Here is a 22,866-nt window from a genome sequence, read left to right as displayed (position 1 = left end):
AAGGTTTCCGCCGGGCCGGGGCCGGCCACCCGCGCCCGGCGGGCGGGCGCGGATGATCTCGCCAGCGCCGGGTACCCGGCGCTTCATGGAGTACGACCGTCAAGGACCACAGCTTCCGTCCGCCCGGGGCCCGCTCTCCGCGGGGGTCCGCACCCGTCTGCTGGGCGAGGGCGAGCTTCCCGGCGTCGAGTCCGTCGCCGGGGCGGACCCCTACGGCGACGACCTCCAGCTCGCCCTGTACCTCTGCTACGAACTGCACTACCGCGGCTTCGCGGGCGTCGACCCCGACCTGGAGTGGGACCCCGCCGTGCTGGGACTCCGGGGGGCGCTGGAGTCCTCCTTCCTGGCCGCGCTGCGGGCCGACGTCCCGGCCCGCGAGGTCGACGAGGCGATCGGCGATCTGCTGGTGGAGCCGGTGGACGGTACGGGTGTCTCCCACTTCCTGCGGGACAAGGGCGAGCTGTGGCACCTGCGCGAGTACGCCGCCCAGCGCTCGCTGTACCACCTGAAGGAGGCGGACCCGCACGCGTGGGTGCTGCCCCGGCTGTGGGGGCGGGCGAAGGCGGCGATGGCCGCGGTGGAGTTCGACGAGTGGGGCGGCGGACGCCCCGAGCGGGTGCACTCGCGCCTCTTCGCCGACCTGATGGCCGACCTGGGCCTGGAGACGGAGTACGGGCGCTACCTGGAGTCCGGGTCCGCGGAGATGCTGGCCACGGTGAACCTGATGTCCCTCTTCGGCCTGCACCGAAGCCTGCGGGGCGCTCTCGTGGGCCACTTCGCGGCGGTCGAGATCACCTCCTCGCCCGGCTCCCGGCGACTGGCCGAGGCGATGCGCCGCACCGGCGCGGGCCCCGCCGCCGAGCACTTCTACGACGAGCACGTCGAGGCGGACGCGGTCCACGAGCAGATCGTCCGCCACGAGGTGATCGCGGGCCTGCTGGCCGAGGAGCCGTGGCTCGCCACGGACGTCGCGTTCGGCGTCGACGCCACCGAGCACGTCGAGGGCCTGCTCGCCGCCCGGCTGCTCGCCGACTGGCGGGCGGGCCGCTCGTCCGTGCGCTCCCCGCTTTCCGCCGATACTTCTCATACTTACTGACCAAAGGGGTACCTGGGGCGCGTGAGCCCCTTGCTGCTGCCGGGTGTGTACGCCCCGCAAGAAGACACGGCCCTGTTGGCGGAAGCTCTCGCGGGCGAGCCGCTCCCGGTCGCCGCGACCGTCCTCGACGTGGGGACCGGCAGCGGTGCGCTGGCCCTGGCGGCGGCGCGGCGGGGCGCTCGGGTGACCGCGGTGGACGTCTCGTGGCGCGCGGTGTGCACCGCCCGGCTGAACGCCGCGCGGGCCGGCCTGCCGCTGCGGGTGCGGCACGGCAGCCTCTTCACTCCGGTGCGGGGCGAGACCTTCGACCTGGTGCTGACCAACCCGCCGTACGTGCCCGCCCCCGGGGGCGGGCGGCTGCCGCGCGGCGCGGCGCGGGCCTGGGACGCCGGTCATGACGGCCGGCTGTGGCTGGACCGGATCTGCCGGGAGGCGCCCGCGCTGCTGCGCCCCGGTGGTGTGCTGCTGCTGGTGCAGTCGGCGCTCAGTGATCCGGAGCGCACCGTGGGGCGGCTGCGCGAGGCCGGCCTCAAGGCCGCGGTGACCCGGCGGCAGCGGATCGCCTTCGGCCCGGTGGTGCGCGGCCGGCTGGACTGGCTGCGCCACCGGGGTCTGCTGTCCGCCGCCGAGAACGAGGAAGAACTGGTGGTCGTCCGTGCCGAACTCCCCGTCTGACACCCCCCGCCGGATCACGGTCCGGCGCAAGGGCCCGCTGCTGGTGGAAGGCCCGGTGGAGATCGAACTGGACGACGGGACGACGGTGTCCTCCGACCGGTTCCGGGTCGCCCTGTGCACCTGCCGCCGCAGCCGCCGCTACCCCTGGTGCGACACCAGCCACCGGGCCCGCTCGCATCCCGGCGGCGACTCGGACGCCGGCTCCCGCGGCCGGGAGGCGGCCGGGGAGTGATGCCGGGGGGCGGCGGACAGCCCCACACCGTCCGCCGTCCCCCGGTGCGGGACCGCTCGCGCGCCGCGGCGGCGTGCTCGCACTCCCCAGCAACGAGCCGCCGGTCGGCCGCGGGCGCGCGGTCCCGGTCGGGTGCCGCGGTGGCCCGGTGAGCGCCCCGGCGGCGAGCGCGAGTCTGCCGAGTCCGCCGCCGGAACACATCTCGACCCCATGCGTTTCGGTAACCTTGCGTATTGAATCAGTGGCGTGAAGTCACGGATTTCGACCGTTCCGATGGCGTGTCACGGCGTTTCGTGATCACCTCGTCGGCCGGATGGCGCGATCTTCGCGATCGGCGATCGACCGGAAACCATCGCCGTCTCCCCGCCGGAAGCGGCCCGTTGCCGCCTCGCACGCCCGGTCCCCGCTGGACGGACCCGCCCTACCGGCGAGTATCGTCGGGCGCCGCTGACTCGACGAGGAGAGGGCGGGACGAAACGGATGGCGAAGCACTGGGCGGACCTCCAGTACGAGATCTACCTGAACGGGATGACGGGGACGGTGCCCCGGCTGCCCACCGACCTGACCCGGCTGGAGGCGCTCACCGAGCAGCGGCTCGGCCCCGGCCCGGTCGGTTACGTGGCCGGCGGCGCCGGTGACGGCAGCACCGCCCGCGCCAACCGCGCGGCACTGCGGCGGCGCCGGATCGTGCCGCGGCTGCTGCGCGACGTCCACGAGCGGGACCTGTCCGTGGAGGTGCTGGGCCGGAGCCTGCCCGCCCCGCTGGCGCTGGCGCCGGTCGGGGTGCTGTCGATCATGCACCCGGAGGCCGAGCCGGCCGCCGCCCGCGCGGCCGCCGCGCAGGGCGTGCCGTTCACCCTCTCCTCGGCGTCCAGCACGCCCATGGAGCAGGTCGCCGAGGCGATGGGCGACGCGGAGCGCTGGTTCCAGCTCTACTGGCCGAAGGACCGCGAGGTGGCCCGCAGCTTCCTGCGGCGGGCGAAGGCGGCCGGGTACTCGGCGCTCTTCGTCACCCTGGACACCCCGCTGCTGGCCTGGCGCCCGCGCGACCTCGACCAGGCGTACCTGCCGTTCCTGCACGGGGTGGGGACCGCCAACTACTTCTCCGACCCGGCGTTCCTGGCCGGCCTCGCCAAGCCGGTGCACGAGGACCCGAACGCGGCGGTGTCGCACTTCGTCGGCATGTTCTCCGACCCCGCCAAGACCTGGCCGGACCTGGCCTTCCTGCGCGAGCACTGGGACGGCCCGATCGTGCTCAAGGGCGTTCTGCACCCCGACGACGCCCGGCTCGCCGCCGATGCCGGGATGGACGGTGTGGTGGTCTCCAACCACGGCGGGCGGCAGGTGGCCGGCTCGGTCGCGGCGGCCGACGCGCTGCCCCGGGTGGCGGACGCGGTCGGCGACCGGCTCGACGTCCTCTTCGACAGCGGGGTCCGCACCGGTGACGACGTCTTCAAGGCGCTCGCCCTCGGCGCCCGCGCCGTGCTCCTCGGCCGGCCCTACGTCTACGGCCTCGGTCTGGACGGCCGGGCGGGCGTCGAGCACGTGATCCGGTGCCTGCTCGCCGAACTGGACCTCACCCTCGCCCTGTCCGGACACGCCGGCCCGGCCACGCCCGGCCGCGCCGACCTCGTCGAGGAGACCTCGTGATCGCCCCGCGCAACGTGCTCGTCGTCATCCCGCCGCACGTCGGCGGGCGGGCCTCCGGTGCCGGTCTCGCCGCGCTGCTCCCGGACGGCGCCCGGGTCACCGTGGTCGAGGCGGCGGACGAGGACCCGGCCGCGCTGCGCGCCGCGCACGTCGTCGTCACCGCCCTGGCCCCGGTGACCGCCGCCCATCTCGCCGCCGCGCCGGGACTGCGGCTCGTGCAGTGCGCGAGCCACGGCTTCGACTACGTGGACTCGGCCGCCGCCCGGGACCGGGGGGTGCCGGTGTGCACGATCGGGTCCAGCGGCGCCGAGGCGCACAACGTGGCCGAGCAGACCTTCGCCCTCATGCTCGCCCTCGCCAAGCAGTTGGTCCCCGCCCACACCGCGCTCACCCGGGCCGACTGGGCACTCCCCCGCCTCCAGCGCTCGCTGACCGAACTGTCCGGCAAGACGCTCGGCATCGTCGGTCTCGGCCACATCGGACAGCAGGTCGCCCGCCGCGCCGCCGCGTTCGACATGACCGTCCTCTACACCGCCCGCCGACGGGTGTCCGAGGAGACGGAGGGCCGCCTCGGCGGCGCCCGCCGGCTCCCCCTGGACGACCTGCTGCGCGCCTCGGACTACGTCACGCTGCACGTGCCGCTCACCGGGGAGACCCGGCATCTCCTGGACGCGCGGCGGCTGGCGCTGCTCAAACCGACCGCGTTCGTCGTCAACACGGCGCGGGGTGCCCTGATCGACCAGGACGCCCTCGCCGACGCGCTGGAGAAGGGGACCCTGGCCGGGGCGGGCATCGACGTCTTCGACCCCGAACCGCCCACCCCGGCACTGCGTCTGCTGCGCGCGCCGAACGTGGTCCTCTCCCCGCACACCGCCGGGGTCACCCGCGAGACGCTGGTCCGGATCGCGCTGGCCGCGGTCCGTAACGTGAGCGCCTTCCTCGGCGGCGAACCGCCCGAGGACGTGGTCAACGCCCCCGGTTAGGGCCGGTCGAGGAGATCGACGGCGCGGGCGCCGGGAGCGCCCGTCCCGGCGATCGACAGGGAGCCCATGGACTCCGGCCGGGTGGGCCCCTGGTCGGTGCGCCAGCGCTGCCCGGCGGAGCCGTCCCGCACCTTGACCACGACCTCGGACCCGGCGGCGGGAGCGGTGGCGGCGAGGGCGAGCTGCGGGTCCCGGCGGGGCACCAGTTCGTCCTGCCCGGTCAGGGCGTAGCGGACGTCGGCGCCCCGCGGGGCGCCCTCGTCGGCGCAGGTGCCGAGCACCACGACACCGGCGTCCGCCCGCGAGTCCAGGCAGAGCCCCGGGTCGGCGACGGACCGCAGCAGTCCGTCGTCCTCGTACGTCCACTGCTGGGTGAGGCCCGCGGCGCACGCGGCCAGCTTCGCGCCGGTCCCGGCCCTGGGCTCGCCGCGGACGTCGAGGCACAGGCCGGTGGCCAGGTGGCGCAGCCGTGTCGCGGCCGGTGCGGCGGGCGGTCCCGCGGCTCCGGTGGGTGCCGGGGCGGCGGTCCGCGTGGTGGTGGCGCGGTCGGCGGCGCCGGTGGAGGCGGTGGGGCCGGCGCCGCCGCCGTCGTAGGACCACACGCTCACCACCAGCACGGTCACCAGGACGCCCGCCGAGGCGGCGCCGACGCTCCTGAGCATCGACCGGACCGAACGGGCCCCGCCCGGCCGGCGGCCCGCCCGTACCGGCAGCCGGGCCAGCAGGCCGGGACGCCCCCGGTGCCGGGCGGCGTCCCCCGCGCGAGTGCCGGGCGCGGCGCGGCCCGGCCGGGAGTCGAGGTAGCGGCGGGCGCCCCAGCCCAGCACCGCCTCGGCGATCAGGGTTCCCAGACCCCCGTCGAAGTGGGCGAGCTGGTCGGCGGCGTTGCGGCAGTGGCGGCAGTCCGCGAGGTGTTCCTCGACGTCCGGGAGGAGGGTGCCGCCCCGGCGGATGGGCACGTCGAAGAGCCGGTTGTAGTAACGGCAGTCCTGGCCCGGCGCGAGGTACTGGTGGACCTGGAGGCAGCCCTCGCGGAACTTCTCCCGCGCCTGGGCGAGGGTCGCCTCGGCCGTCTCCACGTCCATGCCCAGCAGGCCGGCGGGGACGGCGACCGGCTCGGCCTCGACCTCGGTGTGCCACAGCAGGCAGCGGGTGGTACCGGGCAGGGCGGAGAAGGCCCGCGCCGCCAGCGTCCGGTTGTCCGGTGTCAGGGACTTCGCCGCGCGCATGCCGCGGCCGCCCGCGGGTTTGAGCAACTGCGGCAGAACCCCGGATATCTCCTCGTCGCCGGACCACTGGCGGACGGTGTCGCGGACGGCCACCAGGAGCCAGGGCCGCAGGGCCGCGGCGGGTTCGCCCTGCGCGAGCCGGTTGAGGGCCTTGCGGAAGGCGGCGGCGGTGACCATGGCGGCGGTCTCCGCGGAGGTGGCGAGGCAGATCGCGGCGTAGTCGTGGGCGGGCCGCCAGTGGCGGGCGGTGAGCAGCGCGACGGCCCGGCCGGCCTCGCTCTCGGGTCCGTCCCGCAGTCGGGCGGCGAGCAGTTCGTCGGAGTCCCCTGGATCGCCGCCGGGCGGCGGGTGCAGCGGACGAGGGGGGTGGGGGGTGGGCACTGAGACGGTTCCTTTCCCACGCGCGGGTGGCTCGGATGTTCCGGACGCCCGGAGAGCGGCCGCTCGGACGCGGCCTCGGGGCGCGGCACGGGGAGTGCGCGTCCGTCCATGGCCGATCCGGCGCAGGGCGGACAGAACCCGTCGTTGTGGTGGGTGCGTGCGACACCCGGTGATGACCCCCCGCACGGAGGGCTCACTCTGGCACGAACCGTGATGGTCAACAAGGCGATCGAACCAACATCCGACCACGGAGGGAAAGTCGGCCCCGGGGGCCGGATTCCGGGGCCGGGGCGCCCCCGCGCGGCCGGTGTCCGGGTCGGCCGACGGCAGCGGCCTGAGCACGGCGAGGGTGTGCGGCGGTGCGGCGGCGCGCCAGGCCGGGTCGGGTCGGGGTCGGCACCCGGGCGGGGCGGGTCGACGCGGTGCCGGGCGACGGCGGCGGCCAGCGCGGAGAAGTCGTTGACCGCGGGCTGGTCGGGGAGGACCTCTTCATGGCGCTGGAGCAGCCGGGGGACGTCGATGTGGCGGACCGCTGTCATGCCTCAGGCGGCCCGCCCCTCGCCCCGAGTGGGCGGTTCGCGCGGTCTGCCGCCTCCCCGGTACCGGTACCGGGGAGGCGGGGGCGGAGGTCAGCCCTGGTCCGCCACGTAGGCGGCCATGCGGACGAGGGCCGCGTTCCAGTTGATGGTGGTCTCGTTGGTCGACCAGGACTGGATGTCGTCCAGGTAGCAGAACTGGCCGACGCAGCCCCGCAGCTTCGACTGGGCGAGGGGGTCCTGGATGCTGGAGTTCGGACCGCCGGAGAGGGTGCCGGCCGGCGGGGCGGGAAGCGCCGGGTCGAGCTGGGCGGCGTACCAGCGGCTGTGCTGGCGGTGCGCGTTGACCTCCCCGTAGCCGGTGACGTAGGAGATGTTCAGCGCGTTGCGGCCGAGGATGTAGTCCATGCTCTGCACGGCCCCGTCGCGGTACTCCGGGGCGCCGGTGAGGTCGTGGGCGGTGGCGAGCACCACCGCGTTGTTGAGGACCTGGTGGCTGGAGCCCCAGTCGTAGACGTTGCCCTCGGGGGCGTACGGCATGCCGTACGGGTGGGCGTCGAGGGTGGCCAGGTAGCGGTCGGCGCCCTCGACGACGGAGCGGCGTACGGCGTCCCGGCCGGGGAGCCGGTTCGGCACGGTCGCGAGGTCCAGGCGGGCCGCCGCGGCGGTGCGGGCCCAGTCGAAGCCGACCGGTCCGAAGATGTCGGCGGTGTGCACCGGCGAGCCCAGCACGTACGCGCGGAACTCCCGCTCACCGGTGGTGAGGTACAGCTCGGCGGCCGCCCAGTAGAACTCGTCCTCCACCGTCCGGTCCGGATACGCGCCGCCCCCGGTGCCGTCGCTCTCGGCGGCCAGGATGTCGGGGTGGGCGAGGGCGGCGGCCCACGCCGTGCGCGCGGCCCGGAGCGCCCGGTCGGCGAAGGCGCGGTCGTGGGGCCGGTAGAGGCGGGCCGCCTGGGCCGCGGCGGCGGCGAGGTTCAGGGTGGCCGCGGTGGTCGGCGGGTGCAGTTCGCGTTTCTGGGGGTCGTCGCTCGGGAGCAGCGGCAGCCCGGTCCACTGCTCGTCGTGGACCTTGTGGTGGGCCATTCCGGCCAGCGGCCGGCCCTCGGGCACCTGCATCTTCAGCAGGAAGTCCAGCTCCCAGCGGACCTCGTCGAGGAGGTCGGGCACCTTGTTGCCGCTCTCCGGTATCGCGAGCGTGCCGTCGCGGTAGGCGGCGGGCGTGCCCGTCCGGGCGTGCAGCGCGCGCTCGTAGGTGCTCAGCAGCTCCCAGACCGAGATGCCGCCGTTGACGACGTACTTGCCGTGGTCGCCGGCGTCGTACCAGCCGCCGGAGACGTCCGACCGGTGGTCGCAGACGCCGGGCTGGCACGGTACGTCGGTGTCGCCCTGGTTGGGTGCGACGCCGATGTGCCCGGCCGGGCGGGCGTAGCCGGGACGCAGGTCGCCGCGGATCTCCTGGCCGCTGCGCTGGGTGTAGTAGTACTTCGCGGCGTCGGTGCGCAGTCGTTCGTAGGCGCCCGTGCCGATGTCGAAGGGGCGGCTGGTCTCGCCGTCGGCGGTCAGGGTGAGCCCCTCGCCGCGCCCCCGGTACCGGCCGAAGTCGATCGAGTGGACGTTCTGGCCCGAGGAGGCGTCCGTGCCGCGCGGCACGCTCCGGCCGCGCGCGACCACCGTGCCGGCCGCGTCCTTCAACTGCCAGGGCAGGGCGCCGGCGGCGTCGGTGACGAGGGTGGCGTTCTTCGGCCCGGACGGCAGGTAGGCGACCTGGTTGACGCGGACCCGGGGCCCGGTGTCGGGCTCGTACGGCTCCGGCGCCACCCCGCCCAGCAGGGAGACGTCGTCCACGCAGAACCGCCAGGGTTCGGCGCTGCCGCCGACCTGGAAGGCGACCTGGCCCTGGGCGGTGCCGACGGGCGCGGTGAAGGTGTACGCGTAGGTGTCGCCGGACGCGCTGAGCTGCGGACTGGCCTCGTAGTAGGCGTCGTACGGCGCGACCGAGAGCCCGACCACGGCCCGGACGACGTGGCCGGCGGGGGCCGCGTCGGCGCTGAAGGAGATCCGGTAGGTCTCCCCCGCGACGAGGGCGATGTCGTTCTGTCCGACGGTCGCGTCCCACCGCTCGGTGGTCCCGCCGGGCACGTCGGCACAGAGCCGGCCGTCGTCGGCGCCCGCGGTGACGTTGCTCGTCGTCCACCAGGACGCGGTGCCGTCGTCGAAGGTGCCGTTCCTGACCTGTTCCGTCTCCTCGGCGCCCGCCGGTCCGGCGGGCAGCGCGGTGAGCGCGGCCGCCAGCAGGGCGGTCAGGGAGACGAGAGCGGTTCTGCGTCTTTTCACGCCTGGGCTCCTCGGGGTGAGGGGCGGGCGACGCTCCCGTTCCATGGGAGCGCTCCCATATGCGGACCCGGGCCATGTTTGTTGCAGCCATGACACCCCGTCAACGGTCCGGACGGGATTGGTTTCCGTCCGGCCGGTCCGGACCGTCCGGACCGCCCGGACCGCCGGGAGCGGGCGGGGTTCAGGCCGCCGGTGCCTCCAGCCGGCTGACGCGTATCGCTCCCCGCGCCTCGCCCGGGTGGCGGCTGGTCAGGGTGAGGCGGACGCGGGAGCCGGTGAGGGGGGTGAAGGTGACGACCGTCGGCTCGTCGGAGGCGGTCGCCCACTCGGTGCGGGCGTCCGCGGCCGGTCGCCAGGCGCGGCCGTTCCAGACCTCGACCGTGAGGGCGGCGGGGAGGGTGTGGTCGGCGTCCGCGGTGAAGGAGACCTCCAGCCGGTCGTAGCGGCGGGTGCGGCCGTGGTCGACCGAGACCCAGTCCTCGGCGCGGGCGCCGTCGAAGGCGGGCAGCAGGGCGGTGGCGGCCTTGCGGAAGCCGTTGGACCAGCCGGTGGCGGGGTCGCCGTCGAGCATGGCGGCGGGGAGCGTGTCGGGGCGGCCCGAGTAACCGGCGTCCGCGCGGGGGTGACCGACGGGCGCCGGGGGGTCCGGGCGGAACCGCGGGGCGGGGGTGGTGGCGCGGGAGGCGGCGCGCTCGGCGCGTACCGTCGCCGTGTCGGGGCGCAGGCCCTCGGCGCGGGCGGTCACGCGCAGGGCGGTGGCCCGGGTGCCGGAGCGGACGATCGCGAGGGCCTTGCCGTGGAAGACGGTGCGGGTGCTCGCCTGGTAGCGCTCGGCGCTCTCCTGGCGGCCGTTGTCGAGCCCGGCGAGGGAGCCGCCGCTCACGTCGAAGGTGATCAGGTGCTCGGCGCCGGGCACCACCGTGCCGTGCCGGTCGACCACGTCGGCGGTGACGAAGACCAGGGAACGGCCGTCGGCCGCCACCGTCTCCCGGTCGGGCGTCAGCCGGAGCGCGTGCGGTGTCCCGGCGGTGCGGACCACGTCGGTGGCGACCGGCCGCCCGCCGCGCCGGGCGACCGCCTTCAGCTCGCCCGGCTCGAACGGCACCCGCCAGCTCAGGTGGAGCTTGCCCGCGCTGCCGTTGGGGCTGGTGTAACTGCCGGGGTGGGGGCCGCCGGTGAAGGTCTTGTCGTCGCCGGTGGCCTCGGTGGTCTCCAGGTAGGGGCGGCCGTCCAGGGTCTCCTTGGTGTCGAAGCGGCGGGTGCCGAGCGACCGGCCGTTGAGGAACAGCTCCACGGTGTCGACGTTGGCGTAGGCCCAGACCTCGACCGTGTCGCCCGCCTCGTGATTCCAGGTCGTCGGCAGCAGGTGGACCATCGGATCGTCCGTCCACTGGCTGCGGAAGAGGTGGTACATGTCCTTGGGGAAGCCGGCGGTGTCCACCGCGCCGAAGAAGGACGCCTTCACCGGGAAAACGTCGTACGGCGTGGGCTCGCCGAGGTAGTCGATGCCCGACCAGAGGAACTGCCCGGCGAACCACCGGCGGTCGCGGTCCTTCTTGTGGCCGTACTCGCCGCTCATCGTCCAGGAGGCGAGGTTGTTGTCGTACGACGAGGTGGCCCGTCTGCCCGGGGTGTGGTTCTCGCCGGTGTTGAGGTGCTCGGGCTCCTGGTAGGTGCCGCGCGAGGAGGTCTCCGAGGACGACTCGGACTCGAACAGGAAGAGGTGGGGGTAGGCGGCGTGCAGCGCGTCGACCGACTTCGCCGTGTTGTAGTTCAGCCCCAGTCCGTCCAGCTTGGCGAGCATCAGGTCGGCGGCGGAACCCCTCGCCGGCAGGGAGCGGTACTTGTCGGAGCCGATGACCAGCGGCCGGGTGTCGTCCGCGGCCCTGATCGCGGCGATGACCCGGTCGGCCATGGCGAGGCCCGCGGTGGAGGTGGAGTCGGGGATCTCGTTGCCGATGGACCACATCACCACGGCGGGCGAGTTGCGGGCCGCGCGCACCATCTCGGTGGCGTCCCGCTCGCACCACTCGTCGAAGAACCGGCCGTAGTCCCAGCGGTTCTTGCCGGTCCGCCAGCAGTCGAACGCCTCGACCAGCAGAATGATCCCGAGTTCCGCGCAGACCTCGGTCACCGTCCGGTCGGGCGGGTTGTGCGCGGTGCGCAGGGCGTTGACACCCATCGACTTCATGATCTCCAGTTGGCGGCGGACCGCGTCGGCGCTGACGGCGGCACCGAGCGCGCCGAGGTCGTGGTGGAGGTCGACGCCCCTGATCTTGGCGTGGGCGCCGTTGAGGTGGAAGCCCTCGTCCGGGTCGACGCGGAAGGTGCGGATGCCGAAGACGGTGTCGTAGGTGTCCACCGTCCGGCCGCCGACCCGCACCTCGGTGCGGAGCGTGTAGCGGTGCGGGTCGGCGAAGTCCCACCGCCGGGGCCGCGGCACCGTCAGTTCGTGGGGCTCGGTCCGCTCGCCCGGGGCGAGGGCCACCGCGGACGAGGCGCGGGCCACCGTCCGCCCCTCGGCGTCCTCGATCCGCGACCGGATCTCGGCCTGCCGCGCCGCGCCCGACTCGTTCACCAGCGTCGTCGCCACCCGCACCAGGGCCCGCCCGGCGGTGACCTCCGGCGTCGTGACGCGGGTGCCCCAGCGCCCGACGTGCACGGGCTCGGTGGCGACCAGGCGGGCCTCACGGTAGATGCCGCTGCCCGAGTACCAGCGGCTGCTGGGCAGCCTGTTGCGGACGCGGACCGCGAGGACGTTCCCGGTGCTGCCGTCGGTGTGCACCAGGCCGGTCAGGTCGAGGGCGAACCCGGTGTAGCCGTAGGGGTGACGGCCCACCTCCGTGCCGTTGCAGTAGACGTGGGCGTCCATGTAGACGCCGTCGAACTCCACCGAGATCCGCTTGCCCGCGAGGGCCGGCGGCAGGGTGAAGACCAGCCGGTACCAGCCGAGGCCGCCCGGGAGGAAGCCGGTGCCGCTGGTGGTGCCCGCTTCCGTGGTGGGCGCCTGCTCGATGCTCCAGTCGTGCGGCACGGCCACCTCGCGCCAGCCGGAGTCGTCGTGGCCGGGGTCGGCGGCCTCCGCACCGGGGTCGTCGGCGCCGACCGGGTCGGCCAGGGTGAAGCGCCAGCCGTCGCGCAGCGGCACGGCACGGCGGCCCGGGACGTCCCCCGCCGCGTCCGCCGCCCACGCCGCCGGGGTGCCCAGCAGCACCCCGGCGGCCGGCGCGGCCGCGGCGGCGGCCAGGACCGATCTGCGTGTCACCGTCATGACTCTCCCTCATCAAAGATCAGAAGTACTCACAACTCATCGTGAACAAACAGATTCTGTCGTCCTGGGACAGGCGACCGTCAAGGGTGCGGGGCGCACTTCCGCCGCCCGTCACGCGCCTGTCACGCCCGGCCCGAGCGCCATGCGCCCGTCCGGTGCCGCACACCCGGGGTTCGGGTCCGCCCGGCCCCCTCGACGCACTAGGATGTGCCCCCAAGTGACACACCGTTCACTGTGAGTGTGCGCGATGGAGTGGCGACAATGAGTCCGGTCAACCCGTTCGACGATGCCGCCACGGCCCGGGTCGTCATCGACGACACCGGCACGGTCCGGGAATGGAACGAGGGGGCGCGCCGGCTGCTGGGTCACCGCGCGGCCGGCATCGTGGGCCGCCCGGCCGCCCTGCTGCTGGCCGACGGCGGCGACGGGCTGGGTCCCGCGCCCGGCGAGGGACGCTGGAGCGGCACCCTGGCGCTGCGGCACCTCGACGGCGGCACCGTGTCCGTGTGGGTGCTGGCCCACCGCCGGCCGCCGCGGGACGGGGCCGCGGCCACCTGGCTGGCGGTCACGCCGCTGGAGACCGGCGTCCCGGCGTACCAGGACGACCCCCTCGTCACGGCCGCGCTGACCCAGTCCCCCTGCGCCATGATGATCTTCGACGACCAACTGCGCCTGCACGGGGTCAACGACGCCATGGCCCGGCTGATGGAGCTGCCGCCTCCCCGGATCCGGGGGCTGCGGCCCAGCGACCTCGACGCCCAGCCGCAGAACGCGGAACTGGAGGAGTACCTGCGCCGCGTCCTGGTCACCGGCCGCCAGTACGACATGCACGCGCACCTCAGGGCCGCCGGGGAGTCCAGCGCCCACGCCTGGCTGGCCCGTATCGCGCCGCTCACCGCGCCCGACGGCCGGGTCATCGGCGTCTGCGTGAGCGCCCACGACTTCACCGAGCAGCACCTCGCCCGCGAACGGCTCCTGCTCGTCAACGAGGCCAGCGTGCGCATCGGCACCACCCTCGACGTCACCCGGACCGCGCAGGAACTGGCCCAGGTCTGCGTCCCGGTGCTCGCCGACTTCGTCAGCGTCGATCTCCTCGACCCCCGCGAGCACGGCGAGCCCCCCGGCCCGCCCGTGCCCCCGGCCCCGCCGGTGACGCTGCGGCGGGCCGCCCACCAGTCGGTCACCCCCGGCTGCCCGGAGGCGGTGGCCGAACCGGGACGGCTGGACGACTACCCGGCCGGCTCCCCGCAGGCCGAGTCGCTGGCCACCGGCCGGGCGATCGTGGCCGCCGTGCCCTCCGGGGACACCGAGCGGTGGCGGACCTGGGACGAGGTCCGCTTCCGGCGGGTGGCGGAGCACGGCATCCACTCCACGATGTCCGTCCCGCTCCAGGCCCGCGGCACCACCCTCGGCGTCGCGGTCTTCACCCGCTACCGGCGGCCGGAGCCGTTCACCCACGACGACGTGCTGCTGGCCGAGGAGGTCACCGCGCGCGCCGCCGTCTGCATCGACAACGCCCGCCGCTACTCCCGCGAGCGGGAGACCACCCTGACCCTCCAGCGCAGCCTGCTCCCCCGCCACCTGCCGCCCACCGCCGCGGTGGAGGCCGCCTCCCGCTATCTGCCGGCGGCCCGCGCCGGGGTGGGCGGCGACTGGTTCGACGTCATCCCGCTCTCCGGGATGCGGGTCGCGATGGTCGTCGGGGACGTCGTCGGCCACGGCATCCAGGCGTCGGCCACGATGGGCCGGCTCCGGACCGCCGTACGCACCCTCGCCGACATCGACCTGGCCCCCGACGAACTGCTGACCCACCTGGACGATCTGGTCCTCAGACTGTCGGACGAGTCCGGCGGCGACGGCACCGGCGAGGTCGGCGCCACCTGTCTGTACGCGGTGTACGACCCGGTCTCCCGGCGCTGCACGCTGGCCCGGGCCGGTCATCCGCCGCCCGTGCTGGTCCCGCCGGACGGGGCGCCCCGGCCGGTCGAGCTGCCCTCGGGCCCGCCGCTCGGCCTGGGCGGGCTGCCCTTCGAGTCGGCCGAGTTCGAGCTGTGCGAGGGCTCGCTGCTGGCGTTCTACACCGACGGGCTGGTCGAACGCCGGGAACGGGACACCGAGACCGGCGGCGAGGTGCTGTGCGAGGTCCTCAAGGACCCGTCCCCCGACCTGGACGAGACCTGCGACCGGGTGCTGCGCGCCCTGCTCCCGGCGGGCGGCGCCCCCGACGACGTGGCACTGCTGCTCGCCCGCACCCGCGGCCTGTCCGCCTCCCGGGTCGCGACCTGGGACATCCCCGCCGACCCCGCGCTGGTCGCGCCGGTCCGCAAGCAAGTGCTCGAACAGCTCGCCGCGTGGACCCTGTGGGAGGCGTCCTTCACGGTCGAACTGGTCGTGAGCGAACTGGTCACCAACGCCATCCGGTACGGCGCCCCGCCGATCCGGCTGCGGCTGATCCACGACGCGACCACGCTGATCTGCGAGGTCTCCGACACCAACCACACCGCGCCGCACCTGCGCCGCGCCAAGACCTGGGACGAGGGCGGGCGCGGACTGCTGCTGGTCGCCCAGCTCACCCAGCGCTGGGGCAGCCGGCACACCACCGAGGGCAAGACGATCTGGGCCGAACTGGCCCTGCTGGACGAGAAGTGAACCCCGCCCCGGCGACCGCGGCGGCGGGCAGTGCCGGTGACGGCGGTGAGTGCCGGTTTCCGCGGCCGTGCGGCGGGACACTCGCGGGAGCAGAGCGTGCACGGGCGCGCGCGGGGTCCCGCGCGACGAACCTCCGGAAGGTGAGGCAGCGATGGCGAACACGCACCCGCCCGCGACGGCGGACACGCACCGGCCCGGGCGCCGGGCCGCCCTGCTCGCGGGCGCGGTCCTGGCGCTCGGCGCCCTGACCGCCTGCGGCGGGGACGGCGGCGGCGGTACGGCGTCCGCCTCCGCGGCGCCGGCGACCGCTCCCCCGGCCGCGTCCCCCACGTCCTCGCCGCCGCCGACGACGGGCCGGGACGGCACCGGCGGCACCGACAGCCCCGGTGCGAGCGCGTCCGCGACCGGTGGCGTACCGAGCGACACGGCCGGTTCCGCCTCGGCGTCCGCGCGCACCGACGGCCGCTGCCGCACCGGCGAGCTGCGGGCGGCCGTGGGCCGCGTCGACGCGGGGGCCGGCCAGCGCAACTTCCCCGTCGTCCTGACCAACGCCTCGCGGCGCACCTGCACGCTGTACGGCTATCCGGGCGCCGCCTTCACGGACGCCTCCGGCCGGCAGCTCGGCCCGGACCCGGAACGGGACGCCGCCTCGCCCGAGACCGTCACGCTGGCGCCGGGCCGAAGCGCCTGGGCGGCGCTGTCGTTCACCAGCCCGGAGATCAGCGGGGCGGATACCGCCACCCCGGCCTTCCTGCTCGTCACCCCGCCGGACGAGCGGGAGCCTCTGCGGGTGGCGTGGCAGGCGGGTGCGGTGCCGGTGGGCGGCACCGAGTCGGAGGTCTCGCTCACCGTCCTGTCCCCCGGCACCGGCCCCTGACGGCCCACCGCCCGCCCCGAAGGTCAGTGGCCGGAGACCGGGTGCGGCGCGTAGGGCCGCTGGAGTTCCTCGGTCTCCTTGTCGCTCAGCTCCAGAGCGACCGCCGCGACCGCGTCGTCGAGGTGCCCGGCCCGGCTCGCGCCGACGATGGGGGCGGTCACCGTGTCCTGGCGCAGCAGCCAGGCCAGCGCCACCTGGGCGCGCGGGACGCCGCGCTCCTCGGCGATACGGGTGACGGCCTCGACCACCGCGCGGTCGCCGTCCTGGTAGAGGGTGCCGCCGAAGGCGTCGTGGGAGCTGCGTTCGGTGGTGGTGTCCCAGTCGCGGGTGAGCCGGCCGCGGGCGAGCGGGCTCCAGGGCAGCACGCCGACGCCCTGGTCCGCGCAGAGCGGCAGCATCTCGCGCTCCTCCTCGCGGTAGAGGAGGTTGTAGTGGTTCTGCATGGACACGAACTTGGTCCAGCCGTGCCGCTCCGCGGTGTACTGGGCCTTGGAGAACTGCCAGGCGTACATCGAACTGGCGCCCAGGTAGCGGACCTTGCCCGCCCTGACCAGGTCGTGCAGGGCCTCCATCGTCTCCTCGACCGGCGTGTACGGGTCCCAGCGGTGGATCTGGTAGAGGTCCACGTAGTCGGTGCCCAGGCGCCGCAGGCTGTGGTCGATACCGGTCATGATCGCCTTGCGGGACAGGCCGCCGCCGTTGGGGCCGGGCCGCATCCGGCCGTGCACCTTGGTGGCGAGGACGATCTCGTCCCGGCGCCCGAAATCGGCCAGCGCCCGGCCGACGATCTCCTCGCTGGTGCCGTCGGAGTAGACGTCGGCGGTGTCGAAGAAGTTGACGCCGGCCTCCAGCGCCCGCTGGATCAGCGGGCGCGAGGCGTCCTCGTCGAGGGTCCACTCGTGGGTGCCGCGGTCCGGGACGCCGTACGTCATGCAGCCCAGACAGATCCGTGACACGTCCAGGCCCGTCGATCCGAGCTTCACGTACTGCATCGATGCTGCTCCTGTCTTCAGGGCGGACAACTCGTGGGGAGCGTACGTGGTGGGGAGAGCCGGGGGACGGACCGGGGCCGGGGCGCGGCGTTGCTGCCCCCAGGTGACCGTCCGGCGTGGGAGCGGTCCGCGCGCCTGGCGGCTGCCGCATCCTCGGGCGCAGGCGACCGGTGTCCGGCCGGTCCACTGGCTCAAGCGGAGGAACGTGTGCGGATCCGTCCGAGAGGTGTCCCGGTCCTGGCCGGGGCGGCCCTGCTCTGCCTGGCTCTCGCCCCGCTCGCCGAGGGGCGGCCGGGGCCCGCGCCGGAACCGGCCGCCGAGGCGTCGTCGACGCTCTGCGCCCCGGCCGGCACCCTGCGCGGCGAGCGCGGGCAGCGGGTGTCGGTCAGCCTGTGCGCGGGCGGCGGCCCGCGCGGCCTGTCCGTGTCGGCGCCCGCGACCTGCCGGGTGTCCGGGAGCAGCACCCGGTACGCCTGTCTGACCTCCGGGTCCTGGACCGCGCGGCGCGACGGCGCGACGGTCGCCTCCGGCGCGCTGCCGGGCGCGGACGCCGCCTACCCCGGGCCGGGGACGTACGAGATCTCGGCCCGGGTGCGGGCCCGGTCCGCACCGGGCGGGGTGGAACTGAGCGGCACCGCGCGGGCGACGCTCACCCTGACCACACCCGCGGCCACACCCACCCACCGCGTGGAGGTCGACCGGCGCACGCTGCGGCCCGGCGCCACCACCACCCTCACCTACACCGTCCACCGGGACAGCGACGCGGGTGACGGCAGCGCCCGGTTCGGGCTGATCGGCGAGGAGCGCTCCGGGGTGGAACTGGCCACGGACGACACCCGGTGCGTCAACCCGCTGATCGGCAGCCACCCCGCCACCGACCGGCTGGAACACTCCCTGGACTGCGCCCTCACCGACCTCCAGCCAGGCCACCCCGCCACCGTCCGGGTCGAGGCCACCCTGGCCTCGGCCTGCTCGACGGTGGTCTCGAAACTGGGGTACTGGATGCCGCGCGGCCAGGAGGTCTTCACCGGCGGAATGCTGGTGGGGCCGGCGGTCGGCTGCGACCAGGGCCTGTCGGCGGTCAGCCGGCCGGCTCGGTGACGGTGATGGCACTCACCGGGCAGGCTCGCGCGGCCTCCCGGGCCAGTGGGCTGCCGGCGCCGTCCTCGCGGCCGGGCAGGACCACGCCGTAGCCGTCGTCGTCCTGGGTGAACACGTCGGGGGCGGTCAGGGCGCACTGGCCCGCGCCGATGCAGACGTCCTTGTCGATGTCGATACGCATGACCGGAAGCCTCCTACCAGGCCACGGGGAGTTCCAGCATCCCCTGGACCGTGTCGCCGGGTTTGAAGGGAATCTCCTCCGCCGGGGCGGCCAGCCGCAGCCCGGGCAGCCTCGCGAAGAGGGTGTGCAGGGCGATCTCCAGTTCGGCGCGGGCCAGGTTCTGACCGAGGCACTGGTGGATGCCGAAGCCGAAGGCGACGTGGTGGCGGGCCGGGCGGCCGAAGTCGAGGGCGTCCGGCTCGGGGTAGACGGCCGTGTCCCGGTTGATGACGGAGGTGGCGAAGACCACGCCGTCACCGGCCCGGATGGTCTCGCCGTCCGTCTCGATGTCCTCGGTGGCCAGCCGCAGCAGCCCGTCGGCGATCGACAGCATCCGCAGGAGTTCCTCGACGGCCGCGGGCAGCAGCGCCGGGTCGGCGCGGAGTTCGGCCGTCCGCTCGGGGTGCCGGAGCAGGGTGAAGGTGCCCAGGGAGATCATGTTCGCGGTGGTCTCGTGTCCCGCGACCAGCAGGATCACCGCCAGGGCGATGAGTTCGGCCCGGTCCGCCGGGTCCGCCGTCCCCTCGGCGGCGGAGCGCCGGACCAGGTCGTCCAGGAGCCCGGTACCGGGGTGCTCGCGCTTGTGGTCGATCAGCTCGCCGAGGTAGGTCTCCAGCCGGTCGCGGGCCTCCCGGGTGTCGGCGCCCGTCGGGCCGCGCAGCAGCCGGCGGGACTGCTCCTCGAAGAACTCGTGGTCGGCGTAGGGGACGCCGAGCAGGGCGCAGATCACCATCGAGGGCACGGGCAGCGCGAAGGCGGTCACCAGGTCGGCCGGCCCGCCCCGGGCGATCATCGCGTCGAGGCGTTCGTCCACGATCTCCTGGATCCGCGGGCGCAGCGCGGCGGCCCGTTTGAGGGTGAACTCGGGGAGCACCCGGCGGCGCTGGGTGTGGTGCTCGGGGTCGTCGACGCCCAGCAGCGCGGCCGTGCGGCCGCGCATCGCGGCGATGCGCGCGTTGGTGACGGGGAAGCCGTCGCGGGTGCGGTCGGTCGACAGCCGCCGGTCGACCAGGAGCCGGCGGGCGGTGTCGTGTCCGGTGACCAGCCAGGCGGTGCGGCCGTCGTAGAGGGTGACCCGGGTCAGCGGGCGGCCGTCGCGCAGCGGTTCGTAGGCGGCGGGCGGGTGGTAGGGACAGGTGCGGTCCTGGGGGTAGGCGACGTATTCGGTCGTGTCCGTCATGGAAGACCTCACAGACGAGGGGTTGCGTCGTGCCGATCTTCAATTAGATGCCCGAGGCACCGAAGTGACGACGCGAAGTTCGGCCAGATCGGTGGTGCCGGGGAAACGGCCGGGGATCGCTCCCGGCCGGCCCGCCGGAGCCGGTAGGGATGGATCCGGCACCGGATGATGTTGGACGACGGTGTCAGAGCCGTACGACCGGACGATGGGACGGATGCCATGCCTCTTGAGGGCGAGTACGAACCCAGCCCTACGCAGTGGGTGCGCGAGCAGGTGGAGCTGTATGAAAGCTCCGGCGGGACGCGGGGGACGACTTTGCAGGACACCGGCATGCCGGTGATCGTGCTGACGACCCTGGGCGCGAAGAGCGGGAAGCTGCGCAAGACGCCGTTGATGCGGGTCGAGCACGAGGGCCGGTACGCGGCGGTCGCCTCGCTGGGCGGCGCGCCCGAACACCCGGTCTGGTACCACAACGTCAAGGCCGATCCCCTGGTGGAACTGCAGGACGGCCCGGTGCGGCGGGACATGACGGCCCGTGAGGTGACCGGCACCGAGAAGGCCGAGTGGTGGGAGCGGGCGGTGGCCGCGTTCCCGCCCTACGCCGAATACCAGAAGAAGACGGACCGGGAGATTCCGGTGTTCGTCCTGGAGCCGGCCGACGGTTCCTGAGCGGGGCCGGGAACGGCCGCCGCGCAAAAGACCGGGAAAATCTTCGGCGGCCGGCGCATGAAGCGCCGGCCGCCGGGCACCCAAGGGTCAGGCCCCGCCGCGTTCCCCCGTCGCGGCGGGGCTTCGCGCTGCCTCCCGCGCGTGCCGGTCGGTCACGTCCAGGAAGATCCGGTGCGCCTCCGGCACGGTGTTCGAGATGGACCGCTTGATGCGGACGGCGACCTCTTCGACCCGCTCGCTGTCCATGCCGGGCATCAGGTCCACGCTCGCGGCCACCAGCGCGGAGTTCAGACCGGTCTTCATGGTGAACAGCGCCTCGACGCTGTCGATCTCCGGCTGCGCGTCGAGCAGCGCCCGGATCCGGTTGGTCGACTCCGGGTCGGCCGCCTCCCCGATCAACTGCTCGCGGGCGTCGCTGCCCAGCTTGAAGGCGACGAAGACGAGCAGGAGACCGATCGCCAGTGAGGCGCTCGCCTCCCACACGACCTGGCCGGTGATCATGTGCAGCGCCATGCCGATCATGGCGAGGGTCACGCCGAGCACCGCCGTGCCGTCCTCGGCGACGACCGTGCGCAGCGCCGGGTCGCTCAGGCCGCCGCCCTGCTGCCGCACCTGGTGCAGGGCGCGCAGCAGCGAGCCGCCCTCGGCGAGCAGCGCGACACCCAGGACGACGAGGCCGACGACGTAGCCGGTCAGTTCCTCCTCGGCACCGCTGCGCAGCGCCTCGACGCCCTGGTAGAAGGAGAAGCAGCCGCCCATGACGAAGATGCCCACGGCCGCGAGGAGCGACCAGAAGAAGCGCTCCTTGCCGTAGCCGAAGGGGTGCTGCCGGTCGGCGGGGCGGCGGCTGCGGCGCAGGGCGGCGAGGAGGAAGACCTCGTTCAGGCTGTCGGCGACGGAGTGCGCCGCCTCCGACAGCAGGGCCGGTGACCCGGCGATCACGCCGCCGATCGCCTTGGCGACCGCGATGACGAGATTCGCCGCGAGCGCCACCAGGACGGTGACGCGGGTGCGCCGGTCCGCCTTGCTCTCCGTCCGGTGTTCCTCCTGGTCGGCCGGGGCGGGGGCGCCGGTGGTGGTGTCCGGGTGCGTGTCCGTGCCGTCGGTCTCTCGGTCCGTACGGTCGGTCGTGGAGTCCGTGATGTCGTCCCTCCCCTGGTCCGTACGGCTGGTTCCGGTGTGGGCGGTGTGATCCGTACGTTCTGGCGTGTACCGCGAGGGTGTGCCCCCCGCCTTTCGCCGACTGCCCCCGGCCGGCCCGGATCACACCCGCCTTGTGGGTGTCCCACCAGTGCCGACCGCCGAAAACGGGGAACGCGTCCCTGGGAGGGCCCGCACGACGGACAGGAGAGGACATGAGCGGCGACAAGGAGGCCGGCGGCAACACCGCGTACGGCAGGAAGGCGTTCCGGCGGTCGCCGAGTCACTTCGCGGACCGGATCACCGCCGACGGCCGGGACAACTGGCCGGTGGCGGCGGGCCGCTACCGGCTGGTGGTCAGCCGCGCCTGCCCGTGGGCGAGCCGCGCGCTCGTCTCGCGCCGGCTGCTCGGTCTGGAGGACGCCCTGTCCCTGGCCGTGGTCGACCCGATCCAGGACGACCGTAGCTGGCGGTTCACCCTCGACCCGGACGGCCGCGACCCGGTGCTCGGCATCCGCCACCTCGCCGAGGCGTACGACCGGCGGGAGACCGGCTACCCGGGCGGGGTCAGCGTGCCCGCGCTGGTGGACGTGGCGAGCGGACGGCTGGTCACCAACGACTACCAGCGGATCACCCTGGACCTGGCCACCGAGTGGACGGCCCTGCACCGGCCGGGCGCCCCGGACCTGTATCCCGAGGCACACCGGGACGAGATCGACGAGGTGATGGCCGGCGTCTACGAGGACGTCAACAACGGCGTGTACCGAACGGGTTTCGCCACCGGCCAGGCGGAGTACGAGAAGGCGTGCACAGGTGTGTTCCGGCGGCTGGAGCTGCTGACGGCCCGTCTGGAGCGGCAGCGCTATCTCGTCGGCGACACGATCACGGAGGCGGACATCCGGTTGTTCACCACTCTGGTGCGCTTCGACGCGGTCTACCACGGCCACTTCAAGTGCAACCGCTGGAAGCTGGCGGAGTCACCCGTGCTGTGGGGTTACGTGCGCGACCTCTTCCAGACGCCGGGTTTCGGCGACACGGTCGACTTCGACCACATCAAGCGCCACTACTACCAGGTGCACACCGGCATCAACCCGACCGGCATCGTGCCCCTGGGGCCCGACCTGTCCGGGTGGCTGACGCCCCATCACCGCGAGGAGCTGGGCGGCCGGCCGTTCGGCGACGGCACCCCGCCGGGTCCGGTGCCGGCCGGTGAGGAGGTCCCGGCGCGGGGCAGACCCTGACCGCGCGCCACCCGGCCACCACCCCGTTCACCCGTTTCACCCGTTCACTCACTCACCCATCGACCTGTTCACCCATCGCGATTGAGGAGACCCCCGTGGGCAAGAAGAAGAAGCAGAAGCTCCCGATGGCCTACAAGCCGGTCGGCTTCGTGCTGGGCTGGGCGGGCGGCACCCTGGCCGGGCTGGCCTTCCAGAAGACGTGGAAGGTCCTCCGGCACGAGGACGACGCGCCCGACGCCCTGGACCCGGACCGCGGCTGGGGCGAGGTCCTGCTGGCCGCCGCGGTCCAGGGCGCCATCTTCGCCGTGGTCCGCAGCGCCGTGGACCGCTCGGGCGCCAAGGCCATCGAGCGCTCCACCGGCGTCTGGCCGACCCAGGGAACGGGCGGTCGGGACTGACCCCGCCCG

Annotated in this window: 18 protein-coding genes and 1 pseudogene; 11 read left to right on the top strand and 8 right to left on the bottom strand. The window is 74.4% G+C overall.

Annotation, left to right across the window (positions count from 1 at the left end; translation table 11 throughout):
- Positions 1-85 precede the first annotated feature (85 nt).
- The 5 genes from ABEB00_RS06230 to ABEB00_RS06210 all read left to right on the top strand — a co-directional run bounded on the left by ABEB00_RS06230 (position 86) and on the right by ABEB00_RS06210 (position 4,636).
- Complete coding sequence (locus tag ABEB00_RS06230) at positions 86-1,096, top strand: iron-containing redox enzyme family protein (protein ID WP_345617890.1); 1,011 nt, start codon at positions 86-88, stop codon at positions 1,094-1,096.
- Positions 1,097-1,117: 21 nt separating this feature from the next.
- Entirely contained in the window at positions 1,118-1,771 is a 654-nt protein-coding gene (locus ABEB00_RS06225) for a HemK2/MTQ2 family protein methyltransferase (RefSeq protein ID WP_425586444.1), read from the top strand.
- Positions 1,752-2,003, top strand: coding sequence for a CDGSH iron-sulfur domain-containing protein (locus tag ABEB00_RS06220; protein WP_345617889.1), 252 nt, complete (start codon positions 1,752-1,754; stop codon positions 2,001-2,003). The genes ABEB00_RS06225 and ABEB00_RS06220 overlap by 20 nt, the downstream gene beginning before the upstream one ends.
- A 480-nt stretch (positions 2,004-2,483) precedes the next feature.
- Entirely contained in the window at positions 2,484-3,653 is a 1,170-nt protein-coding gene (locus ABEB00_RS06215; protein WP_345617888.1) for a lactate 2-monooxygenase, read from the top strand.
- Positions 3,653-4,636 (top strand): 2-hydroxyacid dehydrogenase, encoded by a 984-nt coding sequence (locus ABEB00_RS06210; RefSeq protein WP_425586448.1) that lies wholly within the window; start codon positions 3,653-3,655, stop codon positions 4,634-4,636. Before ABEB00_RS06215 ends, ABEB00_RS06210 begins: the two co-directional genes overlap by 1 nt.
- On the opposite strand, the gene ABEB00_RS06205 is transcribed toward ABEB00_RS06210, so the two are convergent.
- The 4 genes and pseudogenes from ABEB00_RS06205 to ABEB00_RS06190 all read right to left on the bottom strand — a co-directional run bounded on the left by ABEB00_RS06205 (position 4,633) and on the right by ABEB00_RS06190 (position 12,390).
- The gene (locus ABEB00_RS06205) at positions 4,633-6,246 is read right to left on the bottom strand and encodes a ricin-type beta-trefoil lectin domain protein (RefSeq protein WP_345618058.1); all 1,614 of its coding nucleotides are present in this window, start codon (positions 6,244-6,246) and stop codon (positions 4,633-4,635) included. The two genes, ABEB00_RS06210 and ABEB00_RS06205, sit on opposite strands and share 4 nt — an antisense overlap.
- 315 nt (positions 6,247-6,561) lie before the next feature.
- Positions 6,562-6,785, bottom strand: a pseudogene (locus ABEB00_RS06200) (toxin Doc); the annotation flags it as partial.
- Between the two features lie 90 nt (positions 6,786-6,875).
- Positions 6,876-9,119, bottom strand: a complete 2,244-nt coding sequence (locus tag ABEB00_RS06195) for a glycoside hydrolase family 9 protein (RefSeq protein WP_345617886.1) — start codon at positions 9,117-9,119, stop codon at positions 6,876-6,878.
- A gap of 181 nt (positions 9,120-9,300) precedes the next feature.
- Positions 9,301-12,390 carry a glycoside hydrolase family 2 TIM barrel-domain containing protein gene (locus ABEB00_RS06190; RefSeq protein ID WP_345617885.1) on the bottom strand — a complete coding sequence of 1,030 codons (3,090 nt, stop codon included), beginning with the start codon at positions 12,388-12,390 and terminating at the stop codon, positions 9,301-9,303.
- 261 nt (positions 12,391-12,651) lie between these two features.
- Between ABEB00_RS06190 and ABEB00_RS06185 the strand changes: the two genes are divergently transcribed.
- Positions 12,652-15,039: a SpoIIE family protein phosphatase gene (locus ABEB00_RS06185; RefSeq protein WP_345617884.1), complete on the top strand. Its 2,388-nt coding sequence runs from the start codon at positions 12,652-12,654 to the stop codon at positions 15,037-15,039.
- A gap of 151 nt (positions 15,040-15,190) precedes the next feature.
- Positions 15,191-15,916 (top strand): DUF4232 domain-containing protein, encoded by a 726-nt coding sequence (locus ABEB00_RS06180; RefSeq protein WP_345617883.1) that lies wholly within the window; start codon positions 15,191-15,193, stop codon positions 15,914-15,916.
- Positions 15,917-15,939: 23 nt separating this feature from the next.
- On the opposite strand, the gene ABEB00_RS06175 is transcribed toward ABEB00_RS06180, so the two are convergent.
- Positions 15,940-16,908, bottom strand: coding sequence for an aldo/keto reductase (locus tag ABEB00_RS06175; protein WP_345617882.1), 969 nt, complete (start codon positions 16,906-16,908; stop codon positions 15,940-15,942).
- Between the two features lie 207 nt (positions 16,909-17,115).
- Between ABEB00_RS06175 and ABEB00_RS06170 the strand changes: the two genes are divergently transcribed.
- Positions 17,116-18,009, top strand: coding sequence for a hypothetical protein (locus ABEB00_RS06170; protein WP_345617881.1), 894 nt, complete (start codon positions 17,116-17,118; stop codon positions 18,007-18,009).
- Here the strand turns inward: ABEB00_RS06170 and ABEB00_RS06165 are convergent.
- Together ABEB00_RS06165 and ABEB00_RS06160 are read right to left on the bottom strand one after the other, a co-directional pair.
- On the bottom strand, positions 17,990-18,190 hold the full coding sequence (locus ABEB00_RS06165) for a ferredoxin (RefSeq protein ID WP_345617880.1): 201 nt from the start codon (positions 18,188-18,190) through the stop codon (positions 17,990-17,992). The genes ABEB00_RS06170 and ABEB00_RS06165 overlap by 20 nt on opposite strands.
- Before the next feature lie 13 nt (positions 18,191-18,203).
- The gene (locus tag ABEB00_RS06160; RefSeq protein ID WP_345617879.1) at positions 18,204-19,409 is read right to left on the bottom strand and encodes a cytochrome P450; all 1,206 of its coding nucleotides are present in this window, start codon (positions 19,407-19,409) and stop codon (positions 18,204-18,206) included.
- Positions 19,410-19,628: 219 nt separating this feature from the next.
- Between ABEB00_RS06160 and ABEB00_RS06155 the strand changes: the two genes are divergently transcribed.
- Positions 19,629-20,078, top strand: coding sequence for a nitroreductase family deazaflavin-dependent oxidoreductase (locus ABEB00_RS06155; protein ID WP_345617878.1), 450 nt, complete (start codon positions 19,629-19,631; stop codon positions 20,076-20,078).
- An 87-nt stretch (positions 20,079-20,165) separates the two neighbouring features.
- On the opposite strand, the gene ABEB00_RS06150 is transcribed toward ABEB00_RS06155, so the two are convergent.
- Positions 20,166-21,074, bottom strand: a complete 909-nt coding sequence (locus ABEB00_RS06150; protein ID WP_345618057.1) for a cation diffusion facilitator family transporter — start codon at positions 21,072-21,074, stop codon at positions 20,166-20,168.
- Positions 21,075-21,433: 359 nt separating this feature from the next.
- Between ABEB00_RS06150 and ABEB00_RS06145 the strand changes: the two genes are divergently transcribed.
- Positions 21,434-22,459 (top strand): glutathione S-transferase family protein, encoded by a 1,026-nt coding sequence (locus tag ABEB00_RS06145; protein ID WP_345617877.1) that lies wholly within the window; start codon positions 21,434-21,436, stop codon positions 22,457-22,459.
- A gap of 125 nt (positions 22,460-22,584) precedes the next feature.
- Complete coding sequence (locus tag ABEB00_RS06140) at positions 22,585-22,857, top strand: DUF4235 domain-containing protein (protein ID WP_345618056.1); 273 nt, start codon at positions 22,585-22,587, stop codon at positions 22,855-22,857.
- The last annotated feature ends 9 nt before the right edge of the window (positions 22,858-22,866 follow it).

Origin of the sequence: Streptomyces ziwulingensis (genome assembly GCF_039542605.1) — a bacterium.
Lineage (GTDB): Bacteria > Actinomycetota > Actinomycetes > Streptomycetales > Streptomycetaceae > Streptomyces > Streptomyces ziwulingensis.
This window is presented reverse-complemented; position numbering and strand designations above follow the sequence as displayed.